The organism is Halomonas sp. SL18_1, from assembly GCF_055755715.1.
The window spans coordinates 3,574,570-3,588,825 of record NZ_JBVTRK010000001.1 but is presented as its reverse complement, the minus strand read 5'-3'; the positions used below and the strand labels follow the sequence as shown (position 1 = coordinate 3,588,825).

Here is a 14,256-nt window from a genome sequence, read left to right as displayed (position 1 = left end):
CGACCCGGCCCCGATCGGCCCCGGGATTTTTTGTAGCGTCAGACTTAATCGATACAGATCGGCCGGGGTCAGCGCACCCAATCCCTAACGGCACGTTGCCTAACAACTCGTTTCATAACAACAAGAGGACCGCATCATCATGCACACCGCCATGTTCAAGACACCGCTCGCCGTCGCCATCACCGCCGCGGGGCTCGCCCTGAGCACTACGGCCAGTGCCGATGGCCAAGGCCTGGAGCAGCGCCTGGCCGAACTGGAGGCGCGGATCGCCGCCGCCGAACAGCGGGCCACCGCTGCCGAGCAGCGCGCCGAGATTGCCGAGCGTCAGGCTGAAGCCGGGGCCGAGGGCGCTCTCTCCGCCGAGCAGGTGGAGGAGCGGCTGGCCAGGGTCGAGCGCCAGGCCAGCGGCGAGGAGGGCTTCTCCTTCAATGTCTACGCCCGCTCCGGCCTGCTGCTGGGCGAGGATCGCAAGAGTCTCCCGGGCGGGCCCTACGTGACCCCGGCGGGATCCTTGGGCGGCGCCGTGGGGCGGCTGGGCAACGAACCCGACACCTATGCCGAGGCGATCCTTAACTACCGCATGCAGTTCGACAACGGTGCCAGGGCGCTCTACCGCACCATGCTGGCCGACGGCACCACCACCAGCAACGACTGGAACGACGACGCCAACCTCAACGTACGCCAGGTCTACGCCGAGTTCAGCGACCTGCCCTCCTTCACCGGCGCCTTCGAGAACGCCTCCATCTGGGCGGGCAAGCGCTTCGACCGCGACAACTTCGATATCCACTGGCTCGACAGCGACTTCGTCTTCCTGGCCGGTACCGGGGCGGGGCTCTACGATATCCAGCTGGCCGACGATTGGCGTGCCAACCTCTCGCTCTACGGGCGCAGCTTCAGCGACTTCCCGGTGAGTCGCGAGAACCCGGGCCTGACCGGCGATACCGACAGCCTGATCCTCACCGCCAACAATTACATCGGCAACTGGCAGTTCATGGTCAACGGCCTCTCCGCCGCCGACAACGATGAGCGGGTCATGGAGGGGGAGGACTATTCGGCCGCCGACAGCGGCTGGCACACCATGGTGGCCTACCACGGCGACAGCTTCTTCGGCCTGGGGGAGGGCAACTTCAAGGTGGCGCTGCTGCACGGCCAGGGCCTGGGGGCCGAGGTCAAGGGACTCGGCAGCAACGGCGAGCTGACCGAGGATGCCCAGGCCACCCGCCTCGGCGTCTACGGCACCACCTACATGGCCCCCAACTGGCGCGTCGCCCCGGCGCTGCTGGCCGAGACCAGCCGGGATCGCTTGGCCGTCGGCGACCGCTTCGACTGGGCGACGCTCAACCTGCGCCTGGCCAACGAGATCACCCAGAACTTCGAGATGCAGTACGAGGGTAGCTATCAGTACATGGATCTCGACCCGGGTGAGGGCGGCAACGCTGTCAGCGGCAACTGGGGCAAGCTGACCATCGCGCCCACCTTCAAGCCCCAGGTGGGCGGCTTCTGGCAGCGCCCCGAGATTCGTCTCTTCGCCTCCTACACCGACTGGGATAGCGAGCTGAACGCGTTCAACGGCAGCTTCGGCGACGACGGCTTCACCGGCGGCCAGTGGAGCTTCGGCGTCCAGACCGAAGTGTGGTTCTGAGGGAGACGGCCCGGCAGGAGGCCGGGCCCTGCTTGCGGTTTCGATCTTTGCCCGTGGCTCAGGCCACGGGCTTTTCGATACAGTGCAGCAGTCGGCCATGCCGGACGAGTCGTCGGGTGGCGCTCGGTGCGGTGCTCGACGCTGCCAACGTATCGACTATTCGCCATGATCCGGTAATACTGGCTGCCTTGCCACTCAGCTGGCAGATTTTCTTTCTGTCGATAACCGCTAAGGGAAGTGTCCATGACCATTATTCGCCACGACACCAAGGCGCGCATGAGCCGCGCTGTGATCCACAACGGCATCGCCTACCTGTGCGGCCAGGTGGCCGGCCCGGAGGCGCGCCACGGCGACATCACCGAGCAGACCCAGAGCATGCTGGCGCGCGTGGATGCCCTGCTCGCCGAGATCGGCTCCGACCGGGAGCACCTGCTCACCGCGACGATCTACCTGAAGGACGGGCACGACTTCGCCGCCATGAACGCGGTGTGGGACGCCTGGGTGCCCACCGGCCACGCCCCGGCGCGCACCTGCGTCTGTGCGCCGATGCCCGCCGACGAGCTGAAGGTGGAGATCACCGTTACCGCCCTGGTGATCGGCGAGTACAGCTACTGAGGCACTCCTAGCGGGTGCAGGGATCGTCCATGGGCGCCTCCCGCGGCCGCAGCCGCCGCGAGAGGGCGTCCACGGCGATGTTCAGCGTCGCGGTGATCAAGAGCAGGAAGAAGGCCACATCGAACATCAGGTAGTCGAAGCCCTCCTCGATGTAGAAGCCCAGCGTCGCCACCCCGAGCATGCCGAGGATCGCCGTCTCGCGCAGGATCACCTCGGCGCGGTAGTAGAGCAGCGCCAGCAGCCCCGGATAGAGCCGCGGCACCAGCTCGTAGGCCAGCCGGCCCGAGGCCGGCAGCCCCGGCATGCCGGGCTGGATGGCGTTGGCGTGGCGGGCCACCAAAAAGGCGATCAGGGCGCCGTTGTGCAGTGCCAGGGCGAGCCACGCCGGCAGCAGCGAGGGGCCCAGCAGCAGCAGGAAGATAAACGCCAGCATCAGCTCCGGCGTGGAGCGCAGGAAGATCAACAGCCCGTGCCCGGCCAGCCGGGTGCCGCGATTGCCGACATGGCGACAGGCCAGCGGCCAGAGCACCATGGCCACCACCAGGGCACCCACGGTGCCGAGCAGTCCCAGCAGCAGGGTATTGCCGATGGCCGGCCCCAGCTGTGGAAGGCGGGCGAGCCATTGCCCCACGCCCGCCCAGTCGCCGGCGAGCAGCGGCGCCGGCCAGATGTCCTCACTGACGAAGCGCCACACCAGTCCCCCATCCACGCTGGGCCAGGGGCCCAGCAGCCAGGCGCCGCCGATCAGCAGCAGCGGGATCAAGGCGCGGTGACTCCACCAGGGGAGGCTGGCGATCAGCAGGTAGAAGAGCCACAGCAGGGCACCGGCTTCGTGGTAGCGCCCCTCGCGAAAGGCGGTCTCCAGGTGGAAACCCAGCGTCGGCAGGCCCACGAAGCCCAGCAGCACGCTGGCGCGCAGGGCGCACTCGAAGCGGTAACGGGTGTAGGCAACGAGCTGCGCCCAGGCCAGCGGCAGCTCCACGTAGACGAAGCGCGACAGCCGCCCCGTGCCGGGCGGCAGGGACTCGCTCGGGGCCCGCGGCAGCTGTTCGAGGATCTCGGCATAGACCTTGGCGAAGATCCCGGCATAGGGGATGGCCAGGGCGAGCAGGGCGGTGAGCGCCGAGAGGCCGAATACCTGCAGGAAGAGCAGCGCCCAGAACAGTTCGTGGATGGCCCGCACGAAGGCGCAGCCGGCGCGCACCAGCCGCGAACGCAGGAACAGCAGGGCCAGCGGCAGCCCCAGCACCACACCGGCGAGCGTCCCCCAGATCGACACCGCCACGGTCAGGCCGATGGCCGAGAGCGGCGATTCCAGCGATCCCCAGGCGGGCCAGGCCAGGCCCAGCGCCATGCGGCCGAGCTCCGCCCACGGGTCCCGGGTATGCACGGCCAGGTCGGCGAAGGGCAGCAGCAGCACGGCCAGCGCCAGCAGCGCCAGGCTGTGGCGGGCCAGGCGCAGGCCGGTGCTCTGGCCGCGCCACCAGTAACGGCCGTGACGCGGCGGGCTGGCCGCCTCGCTCATGGGCGACCCCGGGCGCAGGGCAGGGCCTCGGGATCCGGGGCCGCCGGCGTGGCGTCGTCGACGCTGGACGAGCCGGCCGTTGCATCCGGGTAGAGGCTGTCCAGGTCGGCCAGGGTCAGCTCGTCGGCAGGCGCATCGATCACCAGGCGGCCGTCGCGCAGGCCCCAGACCCGGTCGAAGTGGGAGAGCGCCAGTTCGCGCTGGTGCAGGGCCACCACCTGGGTGGTGTGACGCGCCGCGATCAGCGCCAGCAGTCGCAGCGCCTGGTGGGGATCGACGCTGGCCACCGGCTCGTCGCCGAGGAACACCACGCGTCCCTGGTAGAAGGCCCGGGCGATGGCCACTCGCTGGCGCTGGCCGCCGGAGAGCTGGCCCACTGGGCGGCGCGCGAGGTCGGCGAGTCCCACCAGCGTGCAGAGCTCGCCCACCTCTTGCCAGGGGCGCGCCAGCGGTCGCACCAAGTTCCACAGGTTGGCCAGCGCCGAGCGCTCCGGGAGGCGTCCCATGTAGACGTTGTGGTAGACGGCGAGCTGGGGCACCAGGCCGTGGTGCTGGGGACACCAGGCAGCCTGCCGGCCGAGACGAGTGCGCAGCTCGCCGAGCAGGGTCGACTTGCCGGCGCCGCTCTGGCCGAGCAGGGCGATCCGCTCTCCCGCGAAGAGGTGCAGGGTCAGGCGGGGCAGCACCACCCGGTCGTCCTGCCCCTTGACGCTATAGCCCAGGTCCTCGGCGTCGAAGGCGACCAGAGGCCGGCGTTGCTCGCTCTCCATGACGTTCGGACCTCAGCGCAGCAGGCCCAGCGCCTCGCCCACTTCCTCGATGGGGGCGTAGAGGGCGTTGTCGGCGGGGATGAAGGCCTCCCGGGAAAGCTCGCCAACAGTGCCGGGTCGTCCATCTCCAGGAAGGCGGCCCGCACCTGCTCGGTGAAGCCCTCGCCAAAGCGCTCGTCGGCGTCGCCGCGCAGGGTCCAGTTGTAGTCGGGGTAGGGCGGGGTGGCCCAGATCACCTCGACGCGGTCGGTGTCGACGCGGCCGTCGGCCACGGCCGCCTCCCACACGGTGTAGTTGACCGCGCCGATATCGTAGGTACCGGCCTCGACCAGGGCGATGGTGCGGGAGTGGTCGCCGGAGTAGCCCACCCGGGAGAAGAAGGCCTCGGGGTCGATGTCGTCGAAGCGCTCGCGGAAGAAGTGCTCCGGCATCAGGCGCCCAGAGGTGGAGGTGCGCGAGCCGAAGGTCAGGCTCATGCCCTCGAGTTCATCGGGCAGCGCGTCGGCCATCCCCAGGCCGGTGGAGCGGTGGGCGATGAAGTAGCTCATGAAGGCGTCGTCCTCGCTGCCCTGGGCAAGCGCCTGGGAGCCCGGCACCAGGCGGCGGGCCTGCACGCCGGAGAGGCCGCCGAACCAGGCCAGCTGCACCTGGTCGTTGCGAAAGGCGGTCACGGCGGCACTGTAGGACTTGACCGGCACGTACTCCACCGCCACGCCCAGGCGCGCCTCCAGGTAGTCGGCCACCTTGCCGAAGCGCTCCACCAGCCGTGCCTGGTCCTCATCGGGTATGGCGGTGAAGCGGAAGGTCTCGGCGCTGGCGGTATGGCTGACCAGGGCGAGGGCAGCGAAGGCGAGGGCGATCCGGCGCATGGGGTGACTCCGTTAGGCATCAGGGAGCCGCTATTGTTGTGCGCCGCGGCCCACCAAGCAAGTCCGCCAGGGGAGCGGGCCGCGGCCAGCCGTCCGGTAGCCGCAGGGTCAGCCTTGCTGACCCTCGGCGAAGCTGTCGTAGGCTTCCAGCGCCTGGGCGGCATAGGTGAAGGCGGGGCCGCCACCCATGTACATGCAGACGCCGATGGTTTCCATGACCTCCTCGCGGGTGGCGCCCAGCTCCGCCGCGGTCTTGGCATGAAAGGCAATGCAGCCGTCACAGCGCACGCTGATGCCGATGGCCAGTGCCATCAGCTCTTTCTGCTTATGGGAAAGCGCCCCTTCGGTGTTGGCCGCTTTGGCCATCTGAGTAAAGCCCCGGGTGACGTCGGGGATCTCCTTGCCGATACGCTGCATCAGCCCGGAGAGGTCCTGAGTGATCTTGTTCCAGTCCTTGTGCATGGCGGTTTCCTCAATTTGATGTATATTCAATTGAATGATTGAATTATTGAGGGCCGTGTCGCAGGTTGTCAAGTCGCGGCGTACCATCGGGACAATGCAAAGCTGAGGATCCCCATGCCGATTTCTCGACACGAGCTGTACGATGCCCTGGCCCAGGTCGGTCGCGCGCTGAGCAACGGTAACCGGTTGGAGCTGCTGGAGCGCCTGGCCCAGGCCGAGGCGCCGGTGGAGAGCCTGGCCCAGGCGGCGGATCTCTCGGTGGCCAATGCCTCGCAGCACCTGCAGCAGTTGCGCCGCGCGGGGCTGGTCACGGCGCGCCGTGAAGGGCGCCAGATGATTTACCGGCTGACCGACGAGCGGATCGTCGTGCTGATGGGGCTGCTACGCGAGATCGCCGAGCGCAACCTGGCTGAGGTGGAGCGCCTGGTGGGGCAGCTGTTCGCCGATGAGGAGACGGACGGCGAGGCGCTGGAGCCGATCTCCCGGGAGGCGCTGCGGCGTCGCCTGGAGCAGGGCGATATCGCCCTGCTCGATGTCCGTGGTGAGGAGGAGTACCGGGCCGGACACCTGCCCGGGGCGATCAATCTGCCCTTCGAACGGCTGGAGGCGATGCTCGACCAGCTGCCGAAGGATCAGGAGATCGTGGCCTACTGCCGCGGGGTCTACTGCGTAACGTCTCACCGGGCGGTGCAGCTGCTGCGCCGCCGCGGCTTTCGCGTGCGTCGCCTGGAAGACGGGGTCCCGGAGTGGAAGGCCGCCGGCCTGCCGCTGGAATGAGCTCGCCGGGAGCCGCCCCGGCCTCAGTCGCGTCCGCCGGCCGGGTAGCGGGTCTCCTTGAGGCTGTCCTTGATCTTCTTGAGGTGGGGCAGGAAGTCCTCGCCGCGGCGCAGGGTGACGCCGGTGGCCAGCACGTCGATCAGCGTTAGCTGAATCATCCGCGAGGTCATTGGCATGTAGAGGTCGGTGTCCTCCGGGGTGGCCACCTCCAGGGTTTCGGTGCACTCCCGGGCCAGCGGCGAGCCGGGGGCGGTGATGCCCAGCACCACGGCGCCGCTCTCCCGCGCCAGGCGAGCGATGTCCACCAGCTCCCGGGTGCGGCCGGTCCAGGAGATCACCACCACCACGTCGCCGGTATGGCAGGCGGAGGCGATCATCCGCTGCATCAGTACGTCGACGTAGGAGGTCACCGGCAGGTTGAAGCGGAAGAACTTGTGCTGGGCGTCCTGGGCCACGGCGCCCGAGGCGCCCAGGCCGAAGAAGTGGATCTGCTTGGCCTGGGTCAGGTAGTCCACTACCCGCTCGATGCGCGCCGGGTCGATGTCGCGGCGGGCCTCGTCCAGGGCGGCGATGGTGGCGCCGAAGATCTTGCGGGTATAGTCGACGGCGGCGTCGCTAGGCTCCACCGCCTGGCTCACATAGGGCGTGCCGCCGGCCAGGCTCTGGGCCAGCTTGATCTTGAAGTCGGGGTAGCCCTTGGCGTCGAAGCTGCGGCAGAAACGGTTGACCGTGGGCTCGCTGACCGAGGCCGCCTGTGCCAGGCTGGCAATGCTCAGGCCCGTGGCACGGGCCGGGTCGGCGAGGATCACGTCGGCGACCTTGCGCTCGGAGCGATTGAGTTCATCGAGCCGTTGGCGAATGCGCTGAAGCAGATCGTGATGGGCCATGGTGGGGGAGCGTCTCCATACGGCGATAGGGGAGTTGACGGGGTGCGGTCCCGATGTGGTGATTTAACTACACCAAAGCGGCTATCCTAGCGCGAAGCGCCATTCGAGTGCGAACCGGTCGCGCCGATGCGCCTTTTTGTTGTAAAGTTACAGATATTGCTTGAAGGTTTTCGCATGGTTGGGGTATTTTTTTGGTAAGTTAACTAAATAGGGGGGCGGCATGAGTCATTTCAACCGAACCGGCCGGGAGGCCAGCACCGAGATCGACCTGGCGCTGTTCGGGGCTCTCGGCGACCTGGCGCAGCGCAAACTGTTTCCGGCGCTGTTTCATCTCGACCGCGAGGGCCTGCTCGACTCCCATACCCGTCTGCTCGGCCTGGCGCGCCAGGAGCTCGACGCGGAGACCTTCAAGGCGCGGGTGGAAGCGGCGCTGAAGACCCACGTCAAGGCCGATGAGCTCGACCGCGGCGTGCTCAAGCGTTTCCTGTCCCGACTGGATTACCGGCAGCTCGATTTTACCCGGGGCGACGGCTACGCGGCGATCCGCGAGTGGCGCGAGGGCGCCCCACGGCCCATGGTGGTCTACCTGTCGGTGGCGGCGAAGCTCTACGGCGCCATTTGTCACCACCTGGCAGCCAGCGGCAGCCTCGATGAGACCTCCCGGGTGGTGGTCGAGAAACCCATCGGCTACGACCTGGCCTCCTCGGCCGACATCAACGACGCCATCGGCGAGGTCTTTCCCGAGTCGCGCATCTACCGTATCGACCACTACCTGGGCAAGGAGACGGTGCAGAACCTGATCGCCCTGCGCTTCGCCAACCCCCTGTTCGGCACCCAGTGGAACCAGAACCACATCTCCCACGTGGAGATCACCGTGGCCGAGAAGGTCGGCATCGAGGGCCGCTGGGGCTACTTCGACGAGGCCGGTCAGCTGCGCGACATGGTGCAGAATCACCTGTTGCAGCTGGTCTGCCTGATCGCCATGGACCCGCCGGCCAACCTGGATGCCGACGCCATCCGCGACGAAAAGGTCAAGGTGCTCAAGGCGCTCAAGCCGTTCACTGACGATATGCTGGGGCGCGACGTGGTGCGTGGCCAGTACATCGCCGGCACCAGCGAGGGACAGGCCGTGCCGGGCTACCTGGAAGAGGAGGGCGCCAACCTCGACAGCCACACCGAGACCTTCGTGGCGATGAAGACCGAGGTGGCCAACTGGCGCTGGGCCGGCGTGCCCTTCTACCTGCGTACCGGCAAGCGCATGCCCGAGAAGCTCTCGCAGATCGTCATCCACTTCCGCCAGCAGCCCCACTACATCTTCGATCCGGACCAGCGCGGCCTGGCCGCCAACAAGCTGGTGATCCGCCTGCAGCCGGAGGAGGGCATCGCCCTGCAGGTGCTGACCAAGGACAGCGGACTGGACAAGGGCATGCGGCTGCGCCCCGGGCCGCTGCACCTGGACTTCAGCAGCGCCTTCCCCAAGACGCGGATTCCCGACGCCTACGAGCGGCTGCTGCTCGAGGTGATGAAGGGCCAGCAGTATCTCTTCGTGCGCCGCGACGAGGTCGAATACGCCTGGCGCTGGTGCGACAGCCTGATCGCCGCCTGGCACGATCGCAACGAACCGCCGCGCCGCTATCCGGCCGGCTCCTGGGGGCCGGTCGCGTCCATCGCCATGATTACCCAGGACGGTCGTAGCTGGTATGAGGATTACTGAGATGTCGTACGATGCCACTCCCCGTGAGACGCTGGCCCGTCAGCTGGCCGGTGCCGTCGCCGATGCGCTGCGCCAGGACCTCGACGAGCAGCCGCGTGCCCTGCTGGTGGTCTCCGGCGGCTCGACCCCGGTGCCCTTCTTCCAGGCGCTGGCCCAGAGCGAGCTGCCCTGGTCGCGCATCGACGTGACCCTGGCCGACGAGCGCTGGGTGGCCGAGGATGCCGACGACAGCAATGCCCGTCTGGTCCGTGAGCACCTGCTGCAGGGCCCGGCCGCCGCGGCGAATTTCGTGCCCCTGACCAGCGCCGACCCCACCCCCGAGCAGGGGGTGGCCGCGGTCGCCGAACGCCTGGCGGGGCTGGCCTGGCCCGCCAGCGTGGTGATCCTGGGCATGGGTGGCGACGGCCACACTGCCTCGCTGTTCCCCGACAGCCGCGAGCTCGACCTGGCGCTCTCCACCGCCGAACCGCTGGTGGCGGTGCGCACGCCGAGCCAGCCCCAGGCGCGTATCACCCTCAGTGCCGACCGGCTGCACCAGGCGCGTCGGCACCTGCTGCATATCACTGGCGACGACAAACGCACCGTGCTGGGGCGCGCGCTCGTCGGAGACGACATCCGCGAGCTGCCCATTCGCGCCTTTCTTTCCTGTCCGCTGGCCGTCTACTGGGCCCCCTGACCGCTGCCGGTCCGACTTTCTGGAGTGCTAATCATGACCATCGAAAAACAGCTGCCGTCCACGCGCACCACCGAACTCGACAGCATCTGCCTCAAGGCGGAAGTGATCCCCGTGCTGGCCATCGCACGCATCGAAGAGGCCGTGCCGCTGGCCAAGGCCCTGGTGGAGGGCGGTCTTAGCGTGCTGGAGGTGACGCTGCGCACCGACTGTGCCCTGGAGGCCATTCGCCGCATCAAGGAGGCGCTGCCTCAGGCCAGCGTCGGCGTGGGCACCGTGCTGACCCCCGCTCAGTACCGTCAGGCCGAGCAGGTGGGGGCGGACTTCGTGGTCACCCCGGGAACCACCGAGGCCCTCTACCGCTACGGCGTGACCAGCCCGGTGCCCATGCTGCCCGGCGTGGCCACCATCTCCGAGCTAATGACCGGCTGGCAGTATGGCTACCGTCGCTTCAAGTTCTTCCCCGCCGAGGCCAGCGGCGGCGTCAAGGCCCTAAAGGCCTTCGCCGGCCCGATGCCCGAGGCGCGCTTCTGCCCCACCGGCGGCATCAGCCTGGACAACGCCGAGGACTACCTGGCGCTGAAGAGCGTGATGTGCGTAGGAGGCTCCTGGCTGACCCCCAAGTCGCTGGTGGAGGCCGAGGACTGGAACGGCATCCGCCTGCTGGCCAAGGAGGCGGCAGAGCGCTTCCACCACTGAGATCGTCCGCTATCGGTTTCCCGTGTGCTCTCGTGGCAGCTCAGCGCTGTCCTGTCTTCCCCGGCTATCGCCGGGTTTTTTGATTGGGCTCAAGCCAGGGAGGCATGATGGGATTGACGCCTGCTGGCGACATGGGCTTTGCTTGAAACAAAGCAAACTTGACGGGGAAGGGATGCCGCGTGAACCTGCTCGAGCGGATCGTCCGCATCCATCAGCTACTGACAGGGTCGCGCCGGCCGGTACCCATGCGCCGCCTGATGGAGGAGCTAGGAGCCTCCCGCAATACTGTGACCCGCGACCTGGCCTACCTGCGCGACTTCCTCGGCGCGCCCATCGTCTATGACCGCGAGGCCAACGGCCACCACTATGACCCCGATGCAGAAGCCTTCGAGCTCCCCGGTTTCTGGCTGAATCAGTCCGAACTCTACGCCCTGCTCGCCATTGAACACTTGCTGGAATCGGTACAGCCCGGCTTCCTGGGCCCCTTCATTGGCCCGTTGAAGGCCCGAGTGCGCAAGCTGCTGGGGCAGAGCGGTCGGTCAGCCGAGGCCATCGGACAGCGAGTCCGGATCTTGGCGACAGGGCATCGTCGGGTCGACACCGACGGCTTCGGCTGCATCGCCGAAGCGGTGCTCAGCGGCCGCCGGCTAGCCTTCGACTACCATGGCCGGGCTCGCGATAGCCGCGGTCGCCGTACCGTTCATCCCCAGCGCCTGGTCAACCACCGGGGCAACTGGTACCTGCTGGCTGACTGCGAGCAGGCGAGTGAACCCCGACTCTTCTCCCTGGATCGTGCCAGTCGCCCGGAATTACTCGACGCCGCGGCAACACGCCCGGAATGCGACATCGACCGGATCCTGGAAGGCAGCTACGGCATCTTCACCGGCACCGCCCGCGACTGGGCGGTGCTGCGTTTCACCCCCGAGGCGGCGCGCTGGGCCGCCGAGGAGCGCTGGCATCCCGATCAGGTCGGCCACTGGTCCGATGGCCGCTACGAGCTTCAGATTCCCTACTCCGACCCCACCGAGCTGGTGATGGAGATCCTCCGCTACGGCCCGGACGTTGAGGCGGTTGCGCCCGACGAAATCCGCGACGCCGTGGCGCAGCGGTTGAGGGCGGCGGCAAGCCAATACTGATAATGCATCCACTGGTGCAGCCCCTGGGGCAGTGGAGGTGGTATCAAGTTTCATAATGCCAAGTAACAGGGTCGATCATGACGTCCTTTGATAGCTTCTTTACATCAGCAACCGGCTTGCCGGCACCCTATCCCTACCAGCGGCGGTTGGCGGAAGGGGACTGGCCCGAGGTGCTGGATGTGCCCACGGGGCTGGGCAAGACCGCGGCGGTGACCCTGGCCTGGCTCTACCGTCGTCGCGAGCTAGGTGAGACGGACATGCCCCGGCGGCTAGTCTGGTGTCTCCCCATGCGGGTGCTGGTGGAGCAGACGGCTGACGTTATCCGGCAGTGGCTGGAGCGGTTGGCACTGCTCGGAAACCCGGGTGACGGCCGCGTCTCGGTGCAGGTGCTGATGGGCGGCGAGGCCGATGTTCGCACGGCCGAGTGGGCCCACCATCCGGAGGAAGAGAGCATCCTGATCGGCACCCAGGACATGCTGCTCTCCCGCGCCCTGATGCGCGGTTATGGCATGAGCCGCTACCAGTGGCCGGTCCACTATGCCCTGCTGCACAACGATGCCCTCTGGGTGTATGACGAAGTGCAGCTCATCGGGTCCGGGCCTGGCGACCACCGCGCAGCTGGAGGCCTTCCGGCGGGCGCACGCCCTGGGCCGGTCCTCGCGCAGCCTTTGGGTCTCCGCTACCCTGCGGCCGGACTGGCTGGGCACCGTCGATTTTCGCTCCTACCTCGATGGTCTACGCGTCGCCAGACTGGACGATGAGGATCTGGCCCAGGCGGCGGTGCGCCGTCGGCGCAGCGCGGTCAAGGTGTTGCAACGGGCCGAGGCATGCCTGGATGGCGACAGCCGCAAGGCCAAGGCGGCGGCCTATATCCAGGCGCTGGCGAGCGAGGTGGCCGCTGCCCACCAGGCCGGCCAGCAGACACTGGTCATCCTGAACCGTGTCGATCGCGCCCAGGCGCTCTACCAGCGATTGGGCAAGCTGGACGTGAAGGCCGAGCGGTTGCTGCTGCATGCTCGCTTCCGGCCGGCGGAACGGCGGGGGCTGGAGCAGAAGCTGCGGCAACCTGTTGGCGCTACCGGGCGTATCGTCATCGCCACCCAGGCGGTGGAGGCCGGGGTGGATATCTCCAGCCGGATGCTGTTCACCGAACTCGCCCCCTGGGCCTCGCTGGTGCAGCGCTTCGGCCGCTGTAACCGGGCCGGCGAGCATGGTCGGGCGGAGATTCGCTGGATCGATATCGCCGATGAGGCCGACGAGTGCCAGCCCTACGAGCCCGAGCCTCTCGCCGAGGCTCGCGCCCTGCTGCAGGGCTTGGAGCAGGCGGGGCCTGAGCACCTTCCGGCCGTTCAGGGTGGCCCCGGTTTGCACCAGGTGCTGCGGCGGCGCGACTTCCTCGAACTCTTCAACACGGACCCCGATCTCTCCGGCTTCGACGTGGACATCTCGCCCTATATCCGGGACACGGGCACGCCCCAGTGTCAGGTGTTCTGGCGTGATATCCCGGCGGATGCGCAACCCGACCCCGAGCTGGCACCACCTTCCCGGGAGGAGCTCTGCCCGGTGGGGCAGACGCAGCTCAAGGAGCATCTGGGGGCGAACGGTACCACGGCTGCCTGGGTCTGGGATGGCCTGGCGGCGCGTTGGACGGCCGCTCGACGCGAGCAGGTGCGCCCGGGGCAAACCCTGATGCTGCGCGCAGCCGAGGGTGGCTACCTGAGGGATCAGGGGTTCGTGCCCAGAGCGAAGGGCCGCGTCGCACCGGTGTTGTCGGGTGAGGCTTTTCCCGAAGGCTACGGAAGCGACCGGCCCACGCAGATCGGGCGCTGGGTGGGGTTGGTGGAGCACCTGAGGGACGTGGCCGAGGATGCCCGGCAAATCGCCGAGTGCCTTGGGCTCCCCGACGTGGATGCCCAGGCGCTCATCGAGGCCGGCCGTTGGCACGATCTCGGTAAAGCCCACGAGGCCTTCCAGACGGCCCTTGGGGCAGGGCTGGGCCAGGCTGGGCCTTGGGCGAAGTCGGATGGCCGCGGTCGCATGACGTATCGGGTGGCGGACGAGAAGGGCCAGCCGCAGCCACGCCCTGGCTTTCGCCACGAACTGGTGTCCATGCTCGCCTGGCTGGCTCATGGCGATGCGTCGCCGGAGAAGGATCTGATCGCCTACCTGATCGCCGCCCACCATGGGCGGGTGCGCCTGGGCCTTCGCGCCTTGCCTACGGAGCAGGCTCCGCCCGACGGGCGCCTGTTTGCCCGTGGCGTCTGGGAGGGTGATGCCCTGCCCGCCATTCAACTGGGAGAGCACGAGGTGCCGGAGACCCTGTTGCGGCTGGACCTGATGCGCCTGGGCGAGGGGCCGCAGGGGCCATCATGGGCCGAGCGCACCCGGCGCTTGCTGGCCCAGTACGGACCCTTCCGGCTCAGCTGGCTGGAGACACTGGTACGCATCGCCGACTGGCGGGCCAGCCGGCGGGAGGCACAGCCATGA

13 protein-coding genes and 1 pseudogene are annotated in these 14,256 nt (G+C 68.0%); 9 read left to right on the top strand and 5 right to left on the bottom strand.

The genetic code is table 11. From position 1 onward, the window contains the following. The first annotated feature begins 139 nt into the window (after positions 1 to 139). Both ACSJDS_RS18250 and ACSJDS_RS18245 read left to right on the top strand, forming a co-directional pair. On the top strand, positions 140 to 1,642 hold the full coding sequence (locus ACSJDS_RS18250; protein ID WP_473034467.1) for a carbohydrate porin: 1,503 nt from the start codon (positions 140 to 142) through the stop codon (positions 1,640 to 1,642). A gap of 243 nt (positions 1,643 to 1,885) precedes the next feature. Then, positions 1,886 to 2,257 (top strand): RidA family protein, encoded by a 372-nt coding sequence (locus tag ACSJDS_RS18245; RefSeq protein WP_473034466.1) that lies wholly within the window; start codon positions 1,886 to 1,888, stop codon positions 2,255 to 2,257. Between the two features lie 7 nt (positions 2,258 to 2,264). Here ACSJDS_RS18245 and ACSJDS_RS18240 read toward each other — a convergent pair whose 3' ends face one another. From ACSJDS_RS18240 to ACSJDS_RS18225, 4 genes and pseudogenes are all read right to left on the bottom strand, one after another. Further along, positions 2,265 to 3,782 (bottom strand): PhnE/PtxC family ABC transporter permease, encoded by a 1,518-nt coding sequence (locus ACSJDS_RS18240; RefSeq protein WP_473034465.1) that lies wholly within the window; start codon positions 3,780 to 3,782, stop codon positions 2,265 to 2,267. Then, complete coding sequence (locus tag ACSJDS_RS18235; RefSeq protein WP_473034464.1) at positions 3,779 to 4,552, bottom strand: ATP-binding cassette domain-containing protein; 774 nt, start codon at positions 4,550 to 4,552, stop codon at positions 3,779 to 3,781. Before ACSJDS_RS18235 ends, ACSJDS_RS18240 begins: the two co-directional genes overlap by 4 nt. A 12-nt stretch (positions 4,553 to 4,564) precedes the next feature. Continuing rightward, positions 4,565 to 5,421, bottom strand: a pseudogene (locus ACSJDS_RS18230) (putative selenate ABC transporter substrate-binding protein). Positions 5,422 to 5,529: 108 nt separating this feature from the next. Then, positions 5,530 to 5,883, bottom strand: a complete 354-nt coding sequence (locus ACSJDS_RS18225) for a carboxymuconolactone decarboxylase family protein (protein ID WP_473034463.1) — start codon at positions 5,881 to 5,883, stop codon at positions 5,530 to 5,532. Positions 5,884 to 5,997: 114 nt separating this feature from the next. Here ACSJDS_RS18225 and ACSJDS_RS18220 point away from each other — a divergent pair, with 114 nt between their 5' ends. Next, positions 5,998 to 6,660: an ArsR/SmtB family transcription factor gene (locus ACSJDS_RS18220; RefSeq protein ID WP_473034462.1), complete on the top strand. Its 663-nt coding sequence runs from the start codon at positions 5,998 to 6,000 to the stop codon at positions 6,658 to 6,660. Positions 6,661 to 6,683: 23 nt separating this feature from the next. Here the strand turns inward: ACSJDS_RS18220 and ACSJDS_RS18215 are convergent, their stop codons facing one another. Further along, positions 6,684 to 7,547: a MurR/RpiR family transcriptional regulator gene (locus tag ACSJDS_RS18215; RefSeq protein ID WP_473034461.1), complete on the bottom strand. Its 864-nt coding sequence runs from the start codon at positions 7,545 to 7,547 to the stop codon at positions 6,684 to 6,686. A gap of 220 nt (positions 7,548 to 7,767) precedes the next feature. Here ACSJDS_RS18215 and zwf point away from each other — a divergent pair, with 220 nt between their 5' ends. From zwf to cas3, 6 genes are all read left to right on the top strand, one after another. After that, the gene (zwf, locus tag ACSJDS_RS18210) at positions 7,768 to 9,261 is read left to right on the top strand and encodes a glucose-6-phosphate dehydrogenase (RefSeq protein ID WP_473034460.1); all 1,494 of its coding nucleotides are present in this window, start codon (positions 7,768 to 7,770) and stop codon (positions 9,259 to 9,261) included. A 1-nt stretch (position 9,262) separates the two neighbouring features. Continuing rightward, positions 9,263 to 9,937, top strand: coding sequence for a 6-phosphogluconolactonase (gene pgl, locus ACSJDS_RS18205; protein WP_473034459.1), 675 nt, complete (start codon positions 9,263 to 9,265; stop codon positions 9,935 to 9,937). Positions 9,938 to 9,970: 33 nt separating this feature from the next. Then, complete coding sequence (locus ACSJDS_RS18200) at positions 9,971 to 10,633, top strand: bifunctional 4-hydroxy-2-oxoglutarate aldolase/2-dehydro-3-deoxy-phosphogluconate aldolase (RefSeq protein ID WP_473034458.1); 663 nt, start codon at positions 9,971 to 9,973, stop codon at positions 10,631 to 10,633. A gap of 179 nt (positions 10,634 to 10,812) precedes the next feature. Next, positions 10,813 to 11,769 (top strand): helix-turn-helix transcriptional regulator, encoded by a 957-nt coding sequence (locus ACSJDS_RS18195; protein WP_473034457.1) that lies wholly within the window; start codon positions 10,813 to 10,815, stop codon positions 11,767 to 11,769. A 77-nt stretch (positions 11,770 to 11,846) separates the two neighbouring features. Next, entirely contained in the window at positions 11,847 to 12,530 is a 684-nt protein-coding gene (locus ACSJDS_RS18190) for a DEAD/DEAH box helicase (protein ID WP_473034456.1), read from the top strand. 19 nt (positions 12,531 to 12,549) lie between these two features. Further along, positions 12,550 to 14,256, top strand: a complete 1,707-nt coding sequence (gene cas3 / locus ACSJDS_RS18185) for a CRISPR-associated helicase Cas3' (protein ID WP_473034455.1) — start codon at positions 12,550 to 12,552, stop codon at positions 14,254 to 14,256.